This is a genomic window from Leisingera aquaemixtae (genome assembly GCF_019801145.1).
In the GTDB taxonomy this organism is placed as follows: domain Bacteria; phylum Pseudomonadota; class Alphaproteobacteria; order Rhodobacterales; family Rhodobacteraceae; genus Leisingera; species Leisingera aquaemixtae_A.
This window is the reverse complement of sequence record NZ_JAHVJQ010000002.1, coordinates 163587-185506: the sequence shown is the minus strand read 5'-3', so window position 1 is coordinate 185506 and position 21920 is coordinate 163587. Positions and strand designations below refer to the sequence as shown.

Here is a 21920-nt window from a genome sequence, read left to right as displayed (position 1 = left end):
ACAGGCCTCGGCTGGTTTCGTGCGGGCACTAGACACGCCGGCGGCAAGGGCTGGCAAGGGGATGGCATGACAGAGGCGTGGGACGCAGTGGTGATCGGAGCCGGGCCAGCCGGGCTGATGGCTGCCGAAGAACTGGGCCGCGCCGGGCACCGGGTGCTGGTGGCTGAGGCCAAGCCGTCAGCTGCCCGCAAGTTCCTGATGGCGGGCAAATCCGGCCTGAACCTGACCAAGGACGAACGTTTCGAACAGCTGATCACCCGCTACGGTGAGGCAGCGGACTGGCTGGCGCCGATGATCCGGGACTTTGATGCACAGGCAGTGCAGGTCTGGGCGCAGGGGCTGGGGAGCGAGCTGTTCACCGGCTCCACCGGCCGGGTGTTCCCGAAGGTGATGAAAGCATCGCCGCTTTTGCGGGCCTGGCTGGGGCGTTTGGGCGGGTATGGCGTGCAGATCCGCACCCGCTGGCGCTGGGCCGGCTGGGACGGCGCGGCTCTTCTTTTTGAAACGCCAAGCGGTTCGGTGCGGATTGAGGCAGGCACCACCGTTCTGGCGCTTGGCGGTGCAAGCTGGGCGCGGCTGGGGTCGGATGGGGCGTGGCGGCCGCTGTTGCAGGAACGAGCGGTAGAAGTTTCCCCATTCAAGCCTGCCAATGCCGGGCTGCTGGTGGAGTGGTCCAAGCACATGGCACCGCAATTCGGCCAGCCGCTCAAAGGGATTGCGCTGCGGGCGGGCGGCCAGGTTTCGCGCGGTGAAGCGGTAATTTCGCAGCGCGGGCTGGAGGGCGGCGGTATCTATTCCGTCTGTGCCGCGGTGCGGGAGGGTGCGGTGCTGCAAATGGATCTGCTTCCGGATCTGGAAGAGGCGGAAGTTGCCCGCCGCCTGTCGCGCCCGCGCGGCAAGGCGAGTTTCTCCAACCACCTGCGCAAGGCCTTGAAGCTGTCACCGGCTGCGGTGGCGCTGTTGCAGGAATTCGGGCGCCCGCTGCCGCAGGAGGCGCAGGCCCTGGCAAGGCTGATCAAGGCGCTGCCGGTGAAACACGCGGGTTTGCGCCCGATGGACGAGGCGATTTCGACCGCCGGCGGCGTTTGCCGTGATGCAGTGGATGGCAACCTGATGCTGAAACAAATCCCCGGAATTTTCTGCGCCGGGGAGATGCTGGATTGGGAAGCCCCGACGGGCGGTTATCTGCTGACCGCCTGCCTGGCCACCGGGCGCTGGGCAGGGCAGGCGGCGGCGGGTTACTTGGCGAGTTCGGCCACCCGCTGAAACGCCGGGCGTTCCCGCATCCGTTTGCCGTAGTCCTGCAGCTTTTCACCCTCGACCGGGAACTTGGCGCTGCGCGCCCAGTTCAGGCAATGGGTGCAGATGATGTCGGCGATGGTGAACTCCTCTCCCATCAGGAAGGGGCCTGCCATCTTGCTTTCAAGGCGCGACAGGTTGTGGGCAAACTCCCATTTCAGGCTGCCTTTCACCTCTGGCACCCGCTGTTCCTCGGGCAGGATGAAGCTGTGCCGTGCCGCGGCCCAAAGGACGGCATCGACCTCGTCCAGCAGCAGATGGGTCATCGCGTCCTGCTTGGCGCGCCCAATGGTTCCCGCGGGGGCCGTCAGCGCGCCGTGCTTGTCAGCCAGGTAGGTGAGAATTGCAGTCGAATCGGTGATGACCTCACCTTCCGCCTGCAGCACCGGGACCTTGCCAGAGACATTCAGCGCCTGCACTTCCGGGCTGCGGGGGCCATGCTGATTCAGCTCGTAGGGCTGCCCAAGCTCTTCAAGCGCCCACAGCACCCGGAAGGTGCGGGTAAGCGGAATGCCGGTGACCGTATACATCGTCTTTCTCCTGTTCTTACCGTGCCATGATGGGCGGCGCTGCAAGGCGGATCAAGCGGGACGGTGCGTTTCGGGATCAGCGGGCGCGGCTGAGCATGGCTAGCCGGATCAAAGCCCGTTCCATCAGGGCCAGCGCCGGCGCGGTCTGGCCGGCAGAACGCAGCGCCAGATCGGTGTCGGTGATGATCGTCAGCGCAGTTTCCAGCCGGTTTGCGCCCCAGTTCTGGGCCTGCCGCAGCATCCGGTCGCGGCGTTTACCGTAAAGCGGCGGGCGCAGCTGGCCGATGCCCTGGGCCGGGCCGCCGGGAGCCGAGGCGATGGTGTAGAGCGTGCGGAAATGCCGGGTGGCGCCGATGCAGAGGGTCACGGCGTTGGTGCCCTGCGCCTGCAGGCGGCGGATCAGCGGGCCGATTTCAGGGCTGCGGCCCTCGGCGACCACGTTCAGCACGTCATCCAGCGCGGCTTCGGTCGACTGCGGGGCCACGGCGCCGATGTCGTCCAGTGACAGCGGGCTGCTGTCGCCGTGCTTGTAAAGCGCCAGCTTCTCGATCATGCGGGAAAAGTTGCCGGGGCCGATGTCATTGGCGATATCGGTCAGCGCCGACATGCTGTCGCCGGGCACGTCGCGGATGCCGGCCTCGCCCAGAATGCGTTCGATCTCGGCACGCGAGGGCGGGTCGTCGTAAATGCCAACCGCATAGGCGTTGCTGTGGCCCTCAAACGCCTTGCGCAGCTTGGAGGACGCTTTCAGCTGGCCGGCCGTGGCCACGATCTGAGCATCGCCCGGCTGCCATTCCTCCAGTGCTGCGGTGATTGCGGGGGTGGCGGTGTCGTTGGCGCCTTCGACAAACACCGCCCGGACACCGGGAAAGAACCCGACCGCCTTGACCGCATCCAACAGCTGCGCCGGATCCTTGCGCAGGTCGCCGCCTGGCAGGCGGGTCAGGCGCATTTCTTCCTCGGCGCCGGGGCCAAGCAGGGCGGTCAGCACCTGCTGCCGCTTCAAGGACACGCGCATCGCGTCGGCGCCATAGATAAGGATGCCGGTCTTGCCGGGATCGGGCTTGGCGAAATAGCCGTCAGCTTCGCGCGGGGAAAGCTTCATTCAGCAGCGGCGGAGAGATCCGCGGTTGCCAGGATCTGCGTGGTGATCTGATCGGCCAGAATCACCATCAGGCGTTCATGCGCGTCCCGCTCGCCGGCCAGAGTCTCCACCGTGGAGCCGGTGGCGGAGTAGCCGGTGAAATTCCGCACAGTGCCGCTGGACGCGACCTTGCCATCCGACTGCCGGGTCAGCGAAAATCCTGCGGTGCCGATCACCGAGTAGCGGGTGATTTCATTATCCGCCGTAATCGCCTGGCGCTCTTCCTCAGTGCTGAGTGTGAGGTCCAGCTTGTAGGCGGCACCGCTGCCGCGGCCCAGGCGCTGCTCCAGGTTCTGCACCAGGAAATAGGCATCAGAGCCGTTGGCGCCCTTGATCTTTTCCGGCGCCTGAACCTCGATCTGGCCATGCAGCTCCGCGCCGGTTCCGCCAGGGGCGTAGACCGGGGTGAAGCCGCAGGCAGCTGCCGCCAAGGGCAGCGCCATCAGCAGGGTTCTGCGGTTAAGCAACGACATTCACAATCCGGCCCGGAACAACGATCACCTTCTTAGGGGCGCCGCCATTCAGCGCCTTTTGCACAGCTTCGTGTGCCAGGGCGAGTTTTTCAACCTCTGCCTTGTCCAGATCCTTGGCGACCTCAATCTCGCCGCGGCGCTTGCCGTTGATCTGGATCGGCAGGGTGACGGTGTCTTCGACCAGCATGGCGTCGTCGGCAACCGGCCAGGGCGCGGTGGCGCACAGGCCTTCGCCGCCCTGATGGTTCCAGATGTCCTCTGCCAGGTGCGGGGTCATCGGGGACATCAGCTGCGCCAGCGTCATGATCGCCTGCTTCTGCACCTTGGCGCTGGCCTTGGATTTGGCGAGCGTGTTGGTGAAGGCGTACAGCTTGGCAATCGCGGCGTTGAAGCCGAAGGAGTCGATGCCCAGCGTCACATCGCGGATGCATTTGTGCATCTCGCGCAGCAGCTCCTCGTCGCCTTCGCCCGCCGCCTCCGGATCCATCTCACCAATGCGGTCGCACAGGTTCCAGACACGGTTCAGGTGTTTGTGGGCGGCTTCGGCGCCGGCAGCGGTCCATTCCACGTCACGCTCGGGCGGCGAATCCGACAGCACGAACCAGCGGGCAGTGTCCGCGCCGAAGGACGAGATGATGTGCAGCGGGTCCACGACGTTGTTTTTGGACTTGGACATCTTGGCAGAGGGGATGATCTCCACCTCAGTGCCGTCCTTCAGGAAGCCCTTGCCGTCGCGCAGCTCCACTTCTTCGGGATAGTGGTAAACCGGGCGGTGGTTCTCGCCGGTGGTCTTGTAGATCGCGTGGGTCACCATGCCCTGGGTGAACAGCGCATCGAACGGCTCGATGGATTTCTCCGGCAGGTGGCCGCAGATCTGCATCGCGCGGGCAAAGAATCGCGAATAAAGCAGGTGCAGAATCGCGTGCTCGATGCCGCCGATGTACTGGTCGACGTTCATCCAGTATTCGGCCTCGGCCATGTCGGTAGGGGTTTCGGCGCGCGGTGCGGTGAAACGGGCGAAGTACCAAGACGAATCGACAAAAGTGTCCATGGTGTCGGTTTCGCGCTGGGCCGGCTTGCCGCAGGACGGGCATGCGCAATCACGCCACGTCGGGTGGCGGTCCAGCGGGTTGCCCGGCACCGAGAAGTCGATCGGCTTGCCGCCCTCATCATAGGGCAGCGCAATCGGCAAGTTCTCTTTCTTCTCCGGCACCACGCCGCAGTCCCCGCAGTGGACCACGGGAATCGGGCAGCCCCAGTAGCGCTGGCGGCTCAGGCCCCAGTCACGCAGGCGGTATTTGGTGACGCCCTGGCCCCAGCCGGCCTTTTCCGCATAATCCACGGTGGCATCGATGGCTTCCTCGCCGGTGGCCTCGGTCAGACCGGCGAAATGGTCGACCCAGCGGACATTCTCGGTTTTCGGCGGGACAAAAGCCTCGTTTGCAACCGGAGTGTCATTGTCCAGCGCAAAGAACGTGTCGATGACCGGCAGATCGTATTTGCGGCAGAAGTCCAGGTCGCGCTGGTCATGCGCCGGGCAAGCAAAGATCGCGCCGGTGCCGTAGTCCATCAGGATGAAGTTCGCGATCCAGACCGGCAGCTCCCATTCCGGGTTCAGCGGGTGTTTGACACGGATGCCGGTGTCATAGCCCAGCTTCTCGGCCGTCTCGATGGCTTCCTCGGTGGTGCCGCCCTTGCGGCACTCGGCGACAAATGCCGCAACCTCGTCCGATTCGGCTTCCAGCGCCTTGGCAATCGGATGGTCGGGCGAGATGCCGACAAAGGACGCGCCCAGCAGCGTGTCGGGGCGGGTGGTGTAAACCTCGACCGGCTCGCCGCCGTCGGTGCGTTCAAAGGAGAACTGCAGGCCGCGCGACTTGCCGATCCAGTTTTCCTGCATCAGGCGGACCTTGGCGGGCCAGTTTTCAAGAGTGTCCAGCGCCGACAGCAGCTCTTCGGAGAAATCGGAGATCTTGAAGAACCACTGGGTCAGCTCGCGCCGCTCCACCAGCGCGCCCGAACGCCAGCCGCGGCCGTTCTCGACCTGCTCGTTGGCCAGCACGGTCATGTCGATGGGGTCCCAGTTCACCACGGCGTTCTTGCGGTAGACCAGGCCCTTTTCCAGGAAGTCGAGGAACAGCGCCTGCTGCTGGCCGTAATATTCCGGGTCGCAGGTCGCGAACATGCGGCTCCAGTCCAGCGACAGGCCCAGCGGCTTCATCTGCTCGACCATGGTGTCGATGTTTGAATAGGTCCAGTCCTTGGGGTGCCCGCCCGAAGCCATCGCGGCGTTTTCGGCCGGCATACCGAACGCGTCGAAGCCCATCGGGTGCAGCACGTTATGGCCGGTGGACAGTTTGTAGCGCGCGATCACGTCGCCCATCGTGTAGTTGCGCACATGGCCCATGTGCAGCTTGCCCGACGGGTAGGGGAACATCTCCAGCACATAATACTTGGGCTTGTCGCCGGTACGCTTGGCCTGGAAAATCCCGGCCTCGTCCCAGGCCTTCTGCCATCGTGCTTCGATTTCAGGAGCTATGTAACGCGGCATCAGAGCGGTCCTTTGCATGAAAACGCCGGGCAGGTGGCCCGGCGCTTCTGATAATGGGGTTTGGCTGGCGATTCCAGAGGGCGCAGGGTCAGAGTTTCTTGTCTGCAATCCGCAGCTGGCGCGCGCGGGACAAAATCGCGTCCTCGACGGCACGGGTGGTGCTGGCGCTGACCGCTCCGCTCTTGGACTGCAGCGCCACGTTCAGGGAGCGTGCGTCCAGCGCCGGATCCTTGATGTGGATCGTGGCCCGGTAAGAGCGGCCGCCGCCGGGGGGGGTGCCGTAGCCGGTCACGATGACGCCGGTGAAGGGATCAACCGACTGCACGGGCAGGAAGCTCAGCACATCCAGGCTGGCGGTCCACAGATAGCGGTTCACCTGCACGGTCTGGTCCGGCTTGGCGTTCAGAAAGTCGAAGATGGACGACTTGGTCGCGTTACGCTGGATCTCTTCCTTTTGGCTGATCGTCCGCGCCGTGTTTGCCGGCACCTCGCCGCTTCTGTTGCCGCCGCCGCAGGCTGCGAGGCCAAGACAGATCGCGCCGATCACTGTTACCCGCAGGGTCTTTCCGTATTTCATAACCGCTCCCGGAGCCATTTTCTGCGCGAACACCTAACGCAAGGCGCAACAGCGGAGCAAGGGCTTTGGCTTCTATGACGCTGCTCCTGCGGGGCATTTCCGGCTCTATAGGACTTTTGCAGGGCTGATCGGGGATGTGGCGGGGGCCTCAGACGGGCGGACTGTGGCAAAGCTGCACCATCCGGGGCCGCATCGTTTCGCCCGACTTTCCCAAGCCTTGCCAAAACGGGGGCGAAAGAGCGAAACCCCTTGGCATACCCACGCCGGATTCCCCGGTTTGGGCTGAGGAATAGAAAACCGAGGGAAAAACATGAAAAAGGTTCTCTTCGCGACTACCGCGCTGATCGCCACCGCAGGCATGGCCGCGGCAGAAGTCAAGATCTCCGGCTACGGCCGTTTTGGTCTGGACTGGAACGAAGCCAACGACCGTGACGTCAACGGCGCTTCCGAAACCAACATCACCAGCCGTTTCCGTCTGACCTTTGACGCGTCGACCGAAACCGACGGTGGCGTGACCGTTGGTGGCCGTATCCGCGCCCAGGCAGAAAGCCGTGACGGCAACGCAGGCGTTGCTAACTGGTCCGCTCCGCAGTTCCACGTCGCATACGGCGGCCTGCGTGTTAACGTCGGCAACATCTGGGGCGCAGTTGACTCCGTTCAGGGCCTGTACCTGAACACCACCTCGGTCGGCACCGGCATCGACGGCATGGGCTTCAACTCCCTGGCCATCGGCAACGGCTTCAACTGGGATACCTTCACCTCCGCGGGCAACGGCCGCAACGGTGTTGAAGCGATCTACTCCGCAGGCGGCTTCACCGGCCACATCTCCTACTCGAACCAGAACGACACCATCGCAGTTGATGTTGACGACGATCCGTCCGACGGTACCGTCAGCCCGGCAGTTGAAGCGGCTGAAGGCGAAGAGCGTATCGCAGTGGCTCTGGGCTACTCCTTCGGCGACTACTTCGTGTCCGGTGCTTACCAGGACTCGAACGTTGAAGCCAACGACGAGCTGGGCTTCCTGGCAGTCGGCGGTGACTTCGGTCAGTTCGGCGCGACCCTGTCCTATGGTACCACCATGGCAAGCGACTCCATCACCCTGGCTGGCGACGTTGAGCTGGGCTCCGCGTCCACCATCGTTGCATGGGTGAACTCCGCTGATGCAAACGAAGAAGGCGGCCGTGACGGCACTGCCTTCGGCATCAACTACGAGTACGACCTGGGCGGCGGCGTGACCTTCGTTGCTGGTGCGGTTAGCTCGCACGCAGACGAAGACGAAAACTCCGTGCAGGCAGGTCTGCACTTCAGCTTCTAAGCTGAAGCACGCCTAGCGTGACTTTCGGGGCGGGTTCCTTCGGGACCCGCCCTTTTCTTTTGCGGCTTAACATTTCCAGGCAAACAGTGTTTCTTGCGGCCAAACAGTGATGAGGCCGGACCCATGCCGCTTGAAGAGATCAAATCCAGAATAGCCAAGGCCGAGACCAAGGCGGGCCGCGCACCGGGCAGCGTGCAGCTGATCGCGGTATCCAAAGTGCAGCCGAATGAGCGGGTTCAGGCGGTGCTGGAGGAAGGCCACCGCTGTTTTGGCGAGAACAAGGTGCAGGAAGCTGCGGGCAAATGGCCGGGTTTCGCGGAACAGTTCGACGGGATTGACCTGCACCTGATCGGCCCCTTGCAAACCAACAAGGCGCGCCAGGCGATGGAATTGTTCGACAGCATCCATTCGCTGGACCGGCCCAAGCTGGCCAATACAATTGCCCGGCTGGCACAGGAACTGGGCAAATGCCCGGACCTGTTCATTCAGGTGAACACCGGTGAAGAAGAGCAGAAGGCGGGTGTGATGCCGGCTGATGCAGACGCTTTCATTGCGGAGTGCCGCAAGCTGGATTTGCCTGTGAAGGGGCTAATGTGCATCCCGCCGGTCGATGAGGAGCCCAGCCTGCATTTTGCACTGCTGGCGAAAATCGCCGAGCGCAATGGGCTGCAGGGCCTGTCGATGGGGATGAGCAGCGATTTTGAATCGGCCATTGCGCTGGGCGCGACCCATGTCCGCGTCGGCTCAGCCATCTTCGGCGCCCGGACCTATTGAGGCGCAAAAGTTTTCTGAAAGCTCATGCCAGGATTTTTCTGGAAAGCCCCGGATGCGTCAGGCGCGGCCCAAGGCGGGCACGATGACCCGGGTGCCGGGCTTGATCCGGGCGGCCAGCCAGTGGAGGTGGGCCCGGGAAAAGGCGATGCAGCCTTCGGTGGGGAAGCCGGGGCGCCGCCACTGGTGCAGAAAGATGGCCGATCCATTGCCGGGAATGGCATCCGGCCAGTTCCAGTCAGTGATCAGGACCAGGTCATAAAGCGGGTCCGCCCGGCGCAGCCGTTCGTGGCTGAAAGCATAGGGGGCGCGAACACGGTGGTTGTAGCTGCCGTGGCCCGCATCATCAGACCAAAGATCCCGCGGGCCGATGCGTTCAGCCCAGGGCGCGGGGCGGCGCAGCCGGTCGGGACGGTAGAGCATGCCTGAGATCCGGTGAATGCCAACCGGTGTGGCGCCATCGCCTTCGCGCTTGCCCGCGGACAGCCCGCCCTTGCCGATTGTGCAGGGCAGCACCCGGCCCAAAAAGCGGACACCGGCCGGGGTCAGGACCAGATCCGCGGGCGTCATTACAGCATGTGCCCGGATTTGCGGGCCTTGGTAGCCAGATAATGCTGATTGTGGGCGTTTTCCCCCACTTTCAGCGGCACACGTTCAGCCACCTGAATGCCGGTTTTTTTCATCATCGCGATCTTGTTGGGGTTGTTGGTCAGCAGCCGCACCTGGGAGAAGCCCATTTTTTGCAGGATGGCCGCGCCCAGGCGGAAGTCGCGTTCGTCGTCTTCAAACCCCAGCCGGTGGTTGGCTTCCACCGTGTCGAATCCCTGATCCTGCAGCGAATAAGCCCGCATCTTGTTGGCCAGTCCGATGCCGCGGCCCTCCTGGTTGAGGTACAGAAGAACACCCGCGCCTTCCGTCCCCATCTGCGCCAGCGCGCCCTGCAGCTGCGGGCCGCAGTCGCATTTGAGCGAGCCCAGCACGTCGCCGGTGAAACAGGCCGAATGGAGCCGCGCAAGCACTGGCTTGGAACGGTCGGGGCGGCCGATCTCCACTGCATAGTGCTCTTCCGCGCCATCTTCCGGGCGGAAAATATGGAGCCTCCCGGCTTCGGCGGCTGTCATCGGCAGCCGGGCCGCTGCGACAGGGTGCAACGGTGAGCTTTCGCTCAGCAGAGGTTCGGCAGCGCTGCGCGAAACAGTTGTCAGTCCGTGGGATGCGGCAAAGGCAGACGGATCGCTGACAGGCACAAGCGCGGCAGCAGGCAGCAGCCGGGCGGATTTCGCCAGGGCAATGGCCAGCCGGTGCAGATCCGCGCTGCCGCCGCGTTGGCTGGACAGCGGGCCTTTCATCGGTGTGTTCAGATCATCCGCCGGATCCGCCAGCGCCTGGATCCAGTTCAGCCCTTCGGCTTCCGGCACGCACACACGGGCAGTATCCTCGTCATAAACCCGCGCCTTCAGCGTTTCTGCCCGGCGGGCCGTGAGCGCCAGAGACAACGGGCCCAGGGACCGCATGTCCGACAGGCGTGCCTCAGTCAGCGCTTCCACGGCAATCGCCAGCGCGCCCTCGCCACCGTCCGTCAGCACAACCGGCAGCCCCATGCGCAGATCGACCCGGGCGCGGGCCAGCAGTTCGATCATGGTGGGCATCAGGCTCATGCGGGAGTTCCGGTGTTATTTTGTAACAGAAGCTCGCTGTCTTTACGCCTAAATGCAACGGATGTGAAACATTTTCCATGCCATGGACACGTCGGCGTGAGAGTTTTGCAGCAAATCTTGCCGCGGGCGCAAGGGATGCGCATGTGTGGTCTTGAGAACAGGAGGGCGAGCCGATGGCGCAACTGAAAAAAATTCTGCTGGTTGATGACGACGAGGACCTGCGCGAGGCCTTGAGCGAGCAGCTGGTGATGACCGAGGACTTCGACGTGTTCGAGGCGGAGAACGGTCAAACTGCAATGGAGCGCGCCAAGGAGGCCCTTTACGATCTGATTATTCTGGATGTCGGCCTGCCGGACACCGACGGGCGCGAGCTGTGCCGCCTGATGCGCAAGCAGGGTGTCAAGGCGCCGATCCTGATGCTGACCGGTCACGACACCGATGCGGACACCATCCTCGGCCTGGATGCGGGCGCCAATGATTATGTATCGAAGCCCTTCAAATTCCCGGTGCTCCTGGCCCGTATCCGCGCCCAGTTGCGCCAGCATGAGCAGTCCGAGGACGCGGTCTTTGCGCTTGGCCCGTATACGTTCAAACCGTCGATGAAGCTCTTGATCACTGAGGATGAGCGCAAAATCCGGCTGACGGAAAAAGAAACCAACATCCTCAAGTTCCTTTACCGCTCCAGCGACGGCGTGGTGCCGCGCGACGTGCTGCTGCATGAGGTCTGGGGGTACAACGCGGGTGTCACCACTCATACGCTGGAAACCCATATCTACCGTTTGCGGCAGAAAATCGAACCCGATCCGTCAAATGCGCGTCTGCTGGTGACAGAATCAGGCGGATACCGATTGGTCGCCTGATGCGGATGGCCTTGAGGCAGATCAACGAAGAACCCGAGGTTCATCTTTAGAAAGACCTCATACCCGCGCATATCCGGGTCATGATATGCACCTCCCTGTTGGACTTGGCCGGGCTTGATGCCCGGCCTTTTTTTGTTCCGGCTGTCTGATGCCGCCCAAGAAAAACACTTCTGGCACTTCCCCGCCCGCGCAGGCAGTATCGCGGCCGAACCCGGATTACATGACGAGGCGCGCGATGCCATTTTCCCTGGCCACCTGGAATATCAACTCCGTCCGCCTGCGCGAGCCGATCGTGCAGAAGCTGTTGCAAGAGGAAGGGCCGGACATTCTCTGCCTGCAGGAATGCAAGAGCCCGGTGGAGAAGATCCCGTTGGAGGGCTTTGCCGCGCTTGGCTACACCCACATGATCGGTCGCGGCCAGAAGGGCTACAATGGGGTCGCCATTCTGTCGCGGCTGCCGATCGAGGATATCGGCGACAAGGATTTTGCCGACCTCGGCCATGCCCGTCACGTCGCGGGCCGGCTGGAGAACGGGGTGGTAATCCACAATTTCTATGTGCCCGCAGGCGGCGATGTGCCGGACAGGGAGCAGAACGAGAAATTCGGCCAGAAACTGGACTACCTTACGGATATGCGGGACTGGTTCCGCGCGGAGAAGCCGGAGAAGTCGATTCTGGTCGGCGATCTCAATATCGCCCCGCGGGAGGATGACGTCTGGGACCACAAGAAGCTGCTGAAGGTCGTCAGCCATACGCCGGTTGAAGTGGAGCATTTTGCTGAGGTGATGGACGCAGGCAACTGGTCCGATGTGACCCGCGCCGATATCCCGGAAGGCCGCCTTTACAGCTGGTGGAGCTACCGGGCCAAGGATTGGGATGCCGCCGACAAGGGACGCCGCCTGGATCATGTCTGGGCGACGCCGGACATCAGGCATGCGGCGCATTCCAGCCGCATCCTCCGCGATGCCCGCGGCTGGGAGAAACCCAGCGATCACGCGCCAGTGTTTGCGACCTTTGATCTCTAACTGAGGGCGGAGCCCTCCCGCCTGATCGCGAACATCCGCCGGATGTTCCCTCGCAGCTGGGCATGGCACTGCGCTGCCGCGCAGTGCAGTACCGCCGCGCCTCAGCGCGGCGCTCGGCCCAACGCCGCAAGAGAGCCGGCAAAGCCGGGGCCTTCAGCGGGGGCGGGAGCAGCCCGGGTCAGCGCAACCAGCGGGCATAGCTGGGGTGTTTGTCCTGCATGTCCTGATACAGCCAGGCCATCCGGTCCACGAACCACAGCTTGCCGCCAATCATCAGGATCAGCCCGGCCAGGGCGGTGCCCGGGTTCAATGCCCACAGGCCGTGAACCCAGGGGATAATGCCGATGCCTGACACCCAGGCCAGGCCTTTTGCCCACATCTCGTGATGCCGGGGAACGGGAACCTGTGCGCGGTTCAAAAACACCCGTTCGCCAAATGTGCCGCGCGAGGCCCAGTTGTCCGTGCTGGCAGGCGGCGCAAAGGCGCGCGGGTTCCACCAGGTCCATGCCAGCACCAGCAGAACCGGCAGCAGGGCGCCCCAGCCCAGCCAGACTCTTGACCAGATGGCCAGGGTCATCAGCGGCAGCACCGACATCCGGCTGAAAACGCTCCACGGGTTTGCGTGCCGCGCCCAGGCGGCGTCGTCCATCTTCATCAGCCGCTCTGACGCAGCGAAGAGATCGAACCTGTGGCGGGCCATTGGCAAACTCCTCTCTTGGTTTCCGGCGCGCAGGATTCCATATAGGGGGCAAGTTCCTAGCGGAGAACAATCTGATGAGTGAAATTCTTGGCAGCGCCGCACCGGCGGATGATCTGATCAAAGACGTGACCGAAGCCACTTTCATGCAGGACGTCGTGGACGCATCCATGCAGGCGCCGGTGATCGTGGATTTCTGGGCGCCCTGGTGCGGCCCGTGCAAAACCCTGGGCCCAATGCTGGAGGCGGCGGTCACCAGGGCCAAGGGCGCGGCCACCATGGCCAAGATCAATGTGGATGAAAACCAGCGGCTGGCCCAGGCGCTGGCCCAGCAGGGCTTGCCGCTGCAGTCGATCCCGACAGTTGTGGCCTTCGTGCAGGGCCGCCCCATCGACATGTTCCAGGGCGCGTTGCCGGCGTCCGAAATCGATGCCTTCGTGAAGAAGGTGATCGAGGCCGCAGGCGGCACTGCCGATGGCGGCCTGGGAGAGGCGCTGGAAGCGGCGGAGCAGATGCTGGCCGAAGGGGCGGTTACGGACGCGGCCCAGACCTTCGCGGCGATCCTGGGCGAGGATGACAAGAATGCCGCTGCCTATGGCGGGCTGGCGCGCGCCCATATCGCGCTGGGTGACCTGGATCAGGCCGAGGCGGTTCTGAACGGCGCCCCCGCGGAGATTTCCAGCGCGGCGGAGATCGAAGCGGTCCACGCGCAGATCGCGCTGGCGCGGCAGGCAGAGAATGCCGGTCCAGTGGCAGAACTGCGGGCAGCGGTGGACGCCAGCCCGGACGACCTGCAGGCGCGTTTCGACCTGGCGCAGGCGCTGCATGCCGCGGGGGATGCAGAGGCGGCGGTGGCGGAACTGCTGGAGCTGTTCCGCCGCGACAGGGAGTGGAACGACGGCGCCGCCAAGACGCAGCTGTTCACCATCTTCGATGCGCTGAAACCGAATGACCCGGTGGTCCTGAACGGGCGCCGCAAGCTCAGCTCGCTGATATTTGCCTAACACCGGGGCAGCACTACACTCTGTCCCATGATCCAGCCTGCCGATCTGCCGGACACGATTGCCGTGTTTCCTTTGCCCGGGGCGCTTTTGCTGCCCCGGTCCCGCCTGCCGCTGCACATCTTCGAGCCGCGGTATCTGCAAATGCTTGAGGACACGCTGAAAACGCGGCAGCGGCTGATCGGGATGGTGCAGCCCTGTCCTGCCCCGCATGGCAACGGAGAGGACCTGCACAGCATTGGCTGCGCCGGGCGTGTGACCCAGTTTTCCGAAACCGAGGACGGGCGCTACCTTGTCACGCTGTCCGGTGTCTCCCGGTTCCGGATTACCCGTGAAGCAGGCGGATTCACGCCGTACCGGCGCTGCGACGTCAGCTGGACGGGGTTCGACCGCGATCTTGGCCGCTGCGAAGCGGATGAAACCCTTGACCGTCCGTCTTTTCTGGACCTGCTGGAACGCTTCTTTTCTGCCCGACACCTGTCCACGGATTGGGACGCCTTGAAAGAAGCGGATGATGAGTTGCTGATCAACTCGCTGTCGATGCTCCTGGAATTTGATCCCGAGGACAAACAGGCCTTGCTTGAGGCGCCGTGCCTTGCCACAAGGCGGGAAACGCTTGTCACTTTGATCGAGTTTGCCCTGCGCGGCGGCTCTCAGGAGGAAACCCTGCAATGACCGAGACACAGGCGCCTGCCTTTGACCGGCGGATGCTGGAAGCACTGGTCTGCCCGCTGACCCAGACAGTGCTGGAATACGACGCCCAGGCGCAGGAGCTGGTTTCGCGCGCGGCCAACCTGGCCTTCCCGATCCGCAACGGCATCCCGGTGATGCTGGTGGATGAGGCGCGCGAGCTGGACTGATCCGGCCGGCGGCGCCAATTCCCCTTAAATCGCCTGCCCTTTCAGCAGCCGCGGCAAATCGCCGGTCAGGCCTGCCGCCTCGCGCACAAAACCGCGGCGCAGGCCGGGGATGGCCCCCGCAAGCCCCATGCCGATGTCCCGGCCCAGCCGCAGCAGCGGGTTGTCGTTGGAGAACAGGCGATTGAACACGTCAGTCGCCGCCGCCAGAGAGGCGGTGTCGAAACGGCGCCATTGCTGGTAGCGCTCCATCACCAGGGAGGAGCCGATGTCCTCGCCCCGCCGGGTGGCCTCGGTGATCACCTCGGCGAGCGCGCCGACATCGCGCAGGCCCGCGTTCAGCCCTTGGCCGGCAATCGGGTGCATCCCGTGCGCGGCATCGCCGATCAGCGCCATCCGGTCGCCGATGAAACTGTTGGCGATGGTCAGGTTCAACGGGTAGGTGAAGCGTTTTCCGGCCAGGGAAATCTCCCCCAGGAAATCGCCGAACCGGGGCCGCAGCGCCTGGATGTATTCCGCGTCATCCAACGCGTGGATCGCCTTGGCGGTCTCGGTCCGCTCGCTCCACACAATCGATGACCGGTTGCCCGGCAGCGGCAGGATGGCCAGCGGCCCGGGCGGCATGAAGAACTGGTGGGCAATGCCGTGGTGCGGCTTTTCGTGGTCGATGGCGCAGACCAGCGCGGTCTGGCCATAGTCCCAGCCAGTCCTTTTGATACCGGCCCGCTGCGCGGTACCGCTGCGGCGCCCGTCGGAGCCGACCAGAACCTGGCCGCGCAGCTCCCCGCCGTCATCCAGCGTGACTGTCACGCCGGTCTGATCCGGCGCCTGCGCGACTACGGTGCGTCCGGACACCAGGGTAATCCCGGGCGCATCCTCCATCGCCTGCAGGAAGGCGCGGCGCAGGAAGCGGTCCTCGACCATATATCCCATCGGGCCTTCTTCCAGCTCCGCATGGTCGAAGTGGATGAAAAACGGCGACGGCCCGTGGCCCGCGTGGCCGTCCGTCACCTTGATCTCCAGCATGGCTTGCGCGTTGTCCCCGACATGCTGCCAGACTCCGGTCTGCTGCAGCAACCGCTGCGAGGCCAGCGCCAGCGCATAGCCGCGGCCGTCGAAACCTTCGTCGGCCAGTTTGTCTGGGGTCAGCGAGTCGACAACGGTAACGCTGTGGCCGGTCTGGGCCAGGGCCAGAGCCAGGGCCGGACCATTCAGACCGCCGCCTACGATCAGGATATCGGACGCATTTTTCATGCCCCGCAATATGCGCCTGCTGACGGGATTGTCCATGCAGGAAGCGCGGGATTGTGCCTGCGTCCTGCTGCCGCTACCGTCACCGGCAGCTGCCAAGGGGAGAGATGCTGATGCAAGACTGGCTGACGATGACTGCCGCCGATCTGGGACGCGGGATTGCGGCCGGTGAAATCGGCCCGGTGGCACTGACGCACTGCTATCTGGACGCTATCGACGCGCATCCCCTGAAAGACCGGATCTACACGCAGGTGACTCATGACCGCGCGCTGGCGGAGGCGGAGGCGGCTGAGAAGCGCGCCCGTCTGGGCTTGCGCCGCTCGCTCTTGGATGGGGTGCCGATCAGCTGGAAGGACCTGTTCGACAGCGCCGGCACCGCAACCGAATCCGGTTCGGACCTGCTCAAGGGGCGGGTGCCGGATCAGGATGCCGCCGTGCTGTCCAATGCAACGCTCATGGGCACGGTCTGCCTCGGCAAGACCCACATGAGCGAGCTGGCGTTCTCCGGCCTTGGCTTCAACCCGGTCAAGGAAACACCGCCCTGCGTGAATGGCCAAGAGGCCGCTCCGGGAGGGTCGTCCTCTGGCGCGGCAGCCTCTGTGGCTTATGGGCTGGCAGCGGGCGGAATCGGCTCTGACACTGGCGGTTCTGTCCGGATTCCTTCGGCCTGGAACGATCTTGTGGGGCTCAAGACAACCTCCGGCCGGATCACGCTGGAGGGCGTCGTGCCCCTGTGCCTGAAGTTCGACACCGTCGGCCCGCTGGCCCGGTCAGTCGAAGATGCCGGGCTGCTGCTGGGCGTGCTGGAAGGGACTGCGGGTCCTGACCTGCGCAACCCTGGCTCCCTGAAAGGCCGCCGGTTTGCCGATTTGCAGAACGTGGCGCAGGACGATCTCGATTCTAAAGTTGCCGCTGCCCACCGCGAGACGCTGGAAAGGCTGAAAGGCGCCGGGGCAGAGATCGTGCCGCTGGAGGTGCCTGCGCTGGACGAGGCGATGGGCCTCAGCCCTATTCTATACACCACAGAGGCCTATGGATTGTGGAAGGATGTGATCGAAGCGTCTCCGCAGCTGATGTACGCGGAGATCTTGGAACGCTTCCGCTCCGGTGCGCAGTTCAGCGGCCCGGACTTTGTTGCGGCATGGGCCAAGCTGGAGCAGTGCCGGATGGCCTGGGATCAGGCGGTGGCCGGATTTGACGCGGTGCTCAGCCCTGTCTCGCCGATCCTGCCGCCCAATCTGGACCGGCTGCAGAGCGACCACGACTATTACGTCCATTCCAACCTGATGGCGCTGCGCAACACCAGGATCGGCAACCTGATGGGGCTGTGCGGCCTGTCGCTGCCCACCGGCATCCCCAGCTGCGGGCTGCAGGTGCTGGGGCAGCCGGACTGCGAGGAAGCCCTGCTGCGCACCGGCGCCGCGATCGAGGCTGCCTTGGCCTGAAAGCCACATTCGGCCCAACGGCCGCATCACCGGGTGGACGCGTCCGCCCGCCCCCTGTAACCTGAGGCGCAAACGGGGCGCCAATGATCCCGTGACCGAGGCATAAGATATGGATTTTCCTGAGCGGTTTTCGAACCTGCCAGCCTATGCGTTTCCGCGCCTGCGGGCGTTATTGGACCATCACACCCCTGGCGGGGATGTGGTGCATATGACCATTGGCGAGCCGAAACATGCGTTTCCGGCCTGGGTCACCGATGTCATCGCAGAAAATGCCGCCGGGTTTAACCAATACCCCAACAACGATGGCACGCCGGAGCTGTGCGGTGCGATTTCGGACTGGATCCACCGTCGCTACGGTGTGACTGCGGATCCTGAAGCCCAGATCATGGCGCTAAACGGCACCCGCGAGGGGCTCTACAATGCCGCCATGGCGCTGTGCCCGGAGCAGAAGAACGGGCAAAAGCCCGTGGTGCTGATCCCGAACCCCTTCTACCAGGTCTATATGGTGGCGACGATTTCTGTCGGGGCAGAGCCTGTGTTTGTCCCCGCGACAGCAGCGACCGGCCATCTGCCGGACTATGAAAACCTGCCGGAGGATGTTCTGAACCGCACGGCGGTCGCGTACATCTGTTCGCCCGCGAACCCGCAGGGGGCCGTGGCCTCGCGCGCGTACTGGACCCGGCTGATCCAGCTGGCAGAACAATACGATTTCCGCATCTTCGCGGATGAATGCTACTCCGAGATCTACCGCGATGCGGCCCCCGTGGGTGCGCTGACCGTTGCGCAGGAACTGGGTGCTGATCCCGAACGGGTGGTACTGTTCAACTCGCTTTCGAAACGTTCGAACCTGCCAGGGCTGCGATCCGGGCTGATCGTCGGCGGGCCGGAGACCATCAAGCGGGTCAAACAGCTGCGCGCCTATTCCGGTGCGCCGCTGCCGGGGCCCTTGCAGGCCGCCGCCGCCCGGGTCTGGGCGGATGAGGCGCATGTGGCGGAGAACCGTGCGCTCTATCAGGAAAAATACAAAATTGCGGATGAGGTCTTTGACGGCCTCAACGGCTACATGGCGCCCGAAGCGGGCTTCTTCCTTTGGCTTCCGGTGGAAAACGGCGAGCAGGCCGCGCTGAAGCTGTGGAAGGAAACCGGGGTGCGGGTGCTGCCCGGCGCCTATCTGGCGCAAGGCGCGACCGGCCAGAACCCGGGCGAGACTTACATCCGGGTGGCGCTGGTCGCCCCCGCCGAGGACACCCGCGAGGCGCTGAGCACGCTGCGCGGCTGTCTTTACTGAATTCTGCTGAGCGGCCCTTGGCTGGGGGCCGCGCAGCCAAAACCAAGAACGGACAGGCCTTTGACCTTGCGGTGAACAGCGGGGCAGGGGCGAATGAAACGGAACTGAGGTAGGCATGGCATTTCAAACCCGCAGCCGCGATCCGCTGCTTGACAGCAACATGCAGGCGGCCATTGAAAAGCGCGGCAAGGAACTGATCGGGATTGCCCTGATCCTGGTGGGGCTGATGGTTGCGGCCATGCTCGGCTCGTACACGCCCGAAGACCCGAACTGGACGGTGTCCACTGACGCGCCGGTGCAGAACTGGCTGGGCCGCCCGGGCGCCTCTGTCTCCTTTATCCTGATCACCCTGTTCGGCAAAGCCAGCTGGGCGATGCCGCTGTTCCTGTCGGCCTGGGGCCTGCGGTTTGTGCTGCACCGGGGCGAGGACCGCGTGGTCTGGCCGCTGCTCTTGTCGGTGCCCTGGCTGCTGGTGGTGTCCCTGCATATGGAAACCCTTAACGCCAGCACCAGCTGGCAGCAAAACTATGATTTCGGTCTCGGCGGAATGGTTGGCTACACCTTCCTGGGCGCGCTGCTGGCGCTTCTGCCGGTTGGCCTGCACTTCATGGTCAAGATCATGTCCCTGCTGAGCGCTGCGGGTATGCTGGCGCTTGGCTGCGTGGTGCTGGGCTTCACCTGGCCCGAGGTCAAGAAAGGCCTGCACAAGGTGATGATCGGGCTGATCCTGGGCTATGGCGCCGCAGCTGCGCTGCTGGGCCGCGGTGCCTCCAGCGGGCTGCAGGCGGCGCTGACCTACCGCCGGGAGCGTGCCGAACGCGCGGATGCTGCCGATGAGGACCTCTATGCCGGCGCAGATGCAGACCCTGAGATGTTCGAGGACTATCCCGAAGACGTTTATGCGGCTGATGCTGATCTGGAAGAACCTGAAACGCCGGCCAAAGGCGGGTTGCTGTCGCGAGTGCCGGGGCTGATCCGCCGGGCTGCGCCCGCGGCGCAAGCACCTGAAGATGTTTATGCCGCTGAAACTCATTTTGCGGACGAGGAAGAGACCTTTGCCGATGACCAGGGCGGCGAAGACCGGATCTCCAAGAAGATCGCAAATGCGGTGCGGATCCGCCGCGCCGCCGATACACCGCCGGAGCTGGACCCGAACCTGCCGCTGACCAAGGGCCGCGGCCAGCGTCCCGCGCCGCTGATTTTCAATCCCGCAGCCGCACAGGGCGGCCTGCCCGCCGAGCCGCCGCTGACCGCTGCGCAAATGTCGGTGCCGCCGGTGCCGGACGAGTCGCCGCTGACCTGGCAGGCGGCAGAGGCTGAAACCTTTGTTCCGAACGCACCGGAAGCGCACGCGCAGGAAGAGGACGCCCGCGCCGGCTTCGGCGACGACGCGCCCCGGATGCTGACGCCGGACCACGTGCCGGCCGAGACTCTGCCGGACGCGGCGGCGCCGGTTCAGGATGCCCCCCAGGCGGCCAAGGCCCCCGGGCCGCGGCTGACCGTCGATCTGCCGGTGGCAGAGCCGCGCAAGGCGGTGGTGGAGAAACCGGCGCGAAAGCCGGTGCAGCCCTCAGCGCGGGCCAAGGCGGAAGCCCAGCCCAACCTGGCCTTCGACGACAGTGACAGCGATTTCGAACTGCCGCCGCTGAACCTGCTGACCAACCCGGTCAGCATCGAACGCCACCATCTGAGCGATGAGGCGCTGGAAGAAAACGCCCGGATGCTGGAGACGGTGCTGGACGACTATGGTGTGAAGGGCGAGATCGTCTCGGTTCGCCCCGGCCCTGTTGTCACCATGTATGAGCTTGAGCCCGCGCCGGGTCTCAAAGCCTCCCGCGTGATCGGCCTTGCGGATGACATCGCGCGGTCCATGTCTGCGCTGTCGGCGCGGGTTTCGACTGTGCCCGGCCGCACCGTGATCGGCATCGAACTGCCGAACGAGAAGCGCGAGAAGGTGGTTCTGCGCGAAATCCTGTCCTCCCGCGATTTCGGCGACGGCAACCACGCGCTGCCGCTGGCACTGGGCAAGGACATCGGCGGCGACGCAATGGTCGCGAACCTCGCCAAGATGCCTCACCTGCTGATCGCGGGCACCACCGGCTCCGGTAAATCGGTGGCAATCAACACGATGATCCTGTCGCTCCTCTATAAGCTGACGCCGGATGAATGCCGCCTGATCATGATCGACCCCAAGATGCTGGAACTGTCCGTATATGACGGCATCCCGCATCTGCTCTCGCCCGTTGTGACCGACCCGAAGAAGGCGGTTGTTGCCCTCAAGTGGGTGGTGGGCGAGATGGAAGACCGCTACCGCAAGATGTCCAAGATGGGGGTGCGCAACATCGCCGGCTACAACGGCCGTGTGAAGGAAGCGCAGTCCAAGGGCGAGATGTTCTCGCGCACAGTGCAGACCGGGTTTGACGATGACACCGGCGAACCGGTGTTCGAGACCGAAGAGTTCGAACCCAAGGCGCTGCCTTACATCGTGGTGATCGTCGACGAAATGGCCGACTTGATGATGGTTGCCGGCAAGGAAATCGAGGCCTGCATCCAGCGCCTGGCGCAGATGGCGCGGGCCTCGGGCATCCACCTGATCATGGCAACCCAGCGCCCCTCGGTCGACGTGATCACTGGCACCATCAAGGCCAACTTCCCGACCCGGATATCCTTCCAGGTGACCTCCAAGGTCGACAGCCGCACCATTCTCGGCGAGATGGGTGCCGAGCAGCTCCTGGGCATGGGCGACATGCTGTATATGGCGGGCGGCGCCAAGATCACCCGCTGCCACGGTCCGTTCTGTTCGGATGAAGAGGTCGAGGAGGTGGTCAACCACCTCAAGCAATTCGGCCCGCCGGATTATGTGGGCAGTGTGCTGGACGGCCCGGATGAGGACAAAGCCGACAATATCGACGCGGTGCTGGGGCTGAACACCGGCGGCAATACCGACACCGAGGACGCGCTCTATGACACAGCGGTTGCCATCGTGATCAAGGACCGCAAGTGCTCCACCTCCTACATCCAGCGCAAGCTGGCGATCGGCTACAACAAGGCCGCGCGTTTGGTGGAGCAGATGGAGGACGAAGGTGTCGTCTCAGCCGCCAACCACGTCGGCAAACGGGAAATTCTGGTTCCCGAACAGTAAGCTGACAAAAAACCGCCGATGCCGGATCCCTGCGGGT

The 21920-nt window shown here is 64.1% G+C and carries 20 protein-coding genes; 11 read left to right on the top strand and 9 right to left on the bottom strand.

Features of this window, described 5'->3' with window-relative positions; translation table 11 throughout:
• Window positions 1-66 precede the first annotated feature (66 nt).
• Window positions 67-1266, top strand: coding sequence for a TIGR03862 family flavoprotein (locus KUW17_RS05395; RefSeq protein WP_222476574.1), 1200 nt, complete (start codon window positions 67-69; stop codon window positions 1264-1266).
• Here the strand turns inward: KUW17_RS05395 and KUW17_RS05390 are convergent.
• The 5 genes from KUW17_RS05390 to KUW17_RS05370 all read right to left on the bottom strand — a co-directional run bounded on the left by KUW17_RS05390 (window position 1239) and on the right by KUW17_RS05370 (window position 6574).
• On the bottom strand, window positions 1239-1829 hold the full coding sequence (locus tag KUW17_RS05390; protein WP_222476572.1) for a glutathione S-transferase family protein: 591 nt from the start codon (window positions 1827-1829) through the stop codon (window positions 1239-1241). The two genes, KUW17_RS05395 and KUW17_RS05390, sit on opposite strands and share 28 nt — an antisense overlap.
• A gap of 76 nt (window positions 1830-1905) precedes the next feature.
• Window positions 1906-2934 carry a DNA polymerase III subunit delta gene (gene holA, locus KUW17_RS05385; RefSeq protein ID WP_222476571.1) on the bottom strand — a complete coding sequence of 343 codons (1029 nt, stop codon included), beginning with the start codon at window positions 2932-2934 and terminating at the stop codon, window positions 1906-1908.
• Window positions 2931-3446: an LPS assembly lipoprotein LptE gene (gene lptE, locus KUW17_RS05380; RefSeq protein ID WP_222476570.1), complete on the bottom strand. Its 516-nt coding sequence runs from the start codon at window positions 3444-3446 to the stop codon at window positions 2931-2933. Before lptE ends, holA begins: the two co-directional genes overlap by 4 nt.
• Entirely contained in the window at window positions 3433-5997 is a 2565-nt protein-coding gene (gene leuS, locus KUW17_RS05375; protein ID WP_222476569.1) for a leucine--tRNA ligase, read from the bottom strand. The genes lptE and leuS overlap by 14 nt, the downstream gene beginning before the upstream one ends.
• Before the next feature lie 88 nt (window positions 5998-6085).
• A complete protein-coding gene (locus KUW17_RS05370) occupies window positions 6086-6574 on the bottom strand; it encodes a DUF3576 domain-containing protein (RefSeq protein ID WP_222476568.1) in 489 nt (162 codons plus the stop codon).
• A gap of 310 nt (window positions 6575-6884) precedes the next feature.
• On the opposite strand from KUW17_RS05370, the gene KUW17_RS05365 reads away from it, so the two are divergent.
• Both KUW17_RS05365 and KUW17_RS05360 read left to right on the top strand, forming a co-directional pair.
• Entirely contained in the window at window positions 6885-7889 is a 1005-nt protein-coding gene (locus tag KUW17_RS05365; protein WP_222476566.1) for a porin, read from the top strand.
• Window positions 7890-8012: 123 nt separating this feature from the next.
• A complete protein-coding gene (locus KUW17_RS05360) occupies window positions 8013-8663 on the top strand; it encodes a YggS family pyridoxal phosphate-dependent enzyme (protein WP_222476564.1) in 651 nt (216 codons plus the stop codon).
• 57 nt (window positions 8664-8720) lie between these two features.
• Here KUW17_RS05360 and KUW17_RS05355 read toward each other — a convergent pair whose 3' ends face one another.
• Both KUW17_RS05355 and ribA read right to left on the bottom strand, forming a co-directional pair.
• Window positions 8721-9230: a L,D-transpeptidase gene (locus KUW17_RS05355; RefSeq protein ID WP_222476561.1), complete on the bottom strand. Its 510-nt coding sequence runs from the start codon at window positions 9228-9230 to the stop codon at window positions 8721-8723.
• On the bottom strand, window positions 9230-10318 hold the full coding sequence (gene ribA / locus KUW17_RS05350) for a GTP cyclohydrolase II (RefSeq protein ID WP_222476558.1): 1089 nt from the start codon (window positions 10316-10318) through the stop codon (window positions 9230-9232). The genes KUW17_RS05355 and ribA overlap by 1 nt, the downstream gene beginning before the upstream one ends.
• 173 nt (window positions 10319-10491) lie before the next feature.
• Between ribA and KUW17_RS05345 the strand changes: the two genes are divergently transcribed.
• Together KUW17_RS05345 and KUW17_RS05340 are read left to right on the top strand one after the other, a co-directional pair.
• Window positions 10492-11178, top strand: coding sequence for a response regulator transcription factor (locus tag KUW17_RS05345; protein WP_222476556.1), 687 nt, complete (start codon window positions 10492-10494; stop codon window positions 11176-11178).
• A 235-nt stretch (window positions 11179-11413) separates the two neighbouring features.
• Entirely contained in the window at window positions 11414-12202 is a 789-nt protein-coding gene (locus tag KUW17_RS05340) for an exodeoxyribonuclease III (RefSeq protein ID WP_222476554.1), read from the top strand.
• Between the two features lie 178 nt (window positions 12203-12380).
• On the opposite strand, the gene KUW17_RS05335 is transcribed toward KUW17_RS05340, so the two are convergent.
• Window positions 12381-12902, bottom strand: a complete 522-nt coding sequence (locus tag KUW17_RS05335) for a DUF6653 family protein (RefSeq protein ID WP_222476552.1) — start codon at window positions 12900-12902, stop codon at window positions 12381-12383.
• 74 nt (window positions 12903-12976) lie between these two features.
• Here KUW17_RS05335 and KUW17_RS05330 point away from each other — a divergent pair, with 74 nt between their 5' ends.
• From KUW17_RS05330 to KUW17_RS05320, 3 genes are read left to right on the top strand one after another with little or no spacing between them, the layout of a single operon-like run.
• Window positions 12977-13903 (top strand): tetratricopeptide repeat protein, encoded by a 927-nt coding sequence (locus tag KUW17_RS05330; protein WP_222476551.1) that lies wholly within the window; start codon window positions 12977-12979, stop codon window positions 13901-13903.
• A gap of 27 nt (window positions 13904-13930) precedes the next feature.
• The gene (locus KUW17_RS05325; RefSeq protein WP_222476548.1) at window positions 13931-14575 is read left to right on the top strand and encodes an LON peptidase substrate-binding domain-containing protein; all 645 of its coding nucleotides are present in this window, start codon (window positions 13931-13933) and stop codon (window positions 14573-14575) included.
• Entirely contained in the window at window positions 14572-14760 is a 189-nt protein-coding gene (locus tag KUW17_RS05320; RefSeq protein WP_039184767.1) for a Trm112 family protein, read from the top strand. The genes KUW17_RS05325 and KUW17_RS05320 overlap by 4 nt, the downstream gene beginning before the upstream one ends.
• A gap of 24 nt (window positions 14761-14784) precedes the next feature.
• On the opposite strand, the gene KUW17_RS05315 is transcribed toward KUW17_RS05320, so the two are convergent.
• Window positions 14785-16011 carry an FAD-dependent monooxygenase gene (locus tag KUW17_RS05315; protein ID WP_222476545.1) on the bottom strand — a complete coding sequence of 409 codons (1227 nt, stop codon included), beginning with the start codon at window positions 16009-16011 and terminating at the stop codon, window positions 14785-14787.
• Window positions 16012-16121: 110 nt separating this feature from the next.
• On the opposite strand from KUW17_RS05315, the gene KUW17_RS05310 reads away from it, so the two are divergent.
• From KUW17_RS05310 to KUW17_RS05300, 3 genes are all read left to right on the top strand, one after another.
• The gene (locus KUW17_RS05310; protein ID WP_222476544.1) at window positions 16122-17453 is read left to right on the top strand and encodes an amidase; all 1332 of its coding nucleotides are present in this window, start codon (window positions 16122-16124) and stop codon (window positions 17451-17453) included.
• A 109-nt stretch (window positions 17454-17562) separates the two neighbouring features.
• The gene (locus KUW17_RS05305; RefSeq protein WP_222476543.1) at window positions 17563-18741 is read left to right on the top strand and encodes an aminotransferase class I/II-fold pyridoxal phosphate-dependent enzyme; all 1179 of its coding nucleotides are present in this window, start codon (window positions 17563-17565) and stop codon (window positions 18739-18741) included.
• A gap of 115 nt (window positions 18742-18856) precedes the next feature.
• Window positions 18857-21883, top strand: a complete 3027-nt coding sequence (locus tag KUW17_RS05300) for a DNA translocase FtsK (RefSeq protein WP_222476542.1) — start codon at window positions 18857-18859, stop codon at window positions 21881-21883.
• The last annotated feature ends 37 nt before the right edge of the window (window positions 21884-21920 follow it).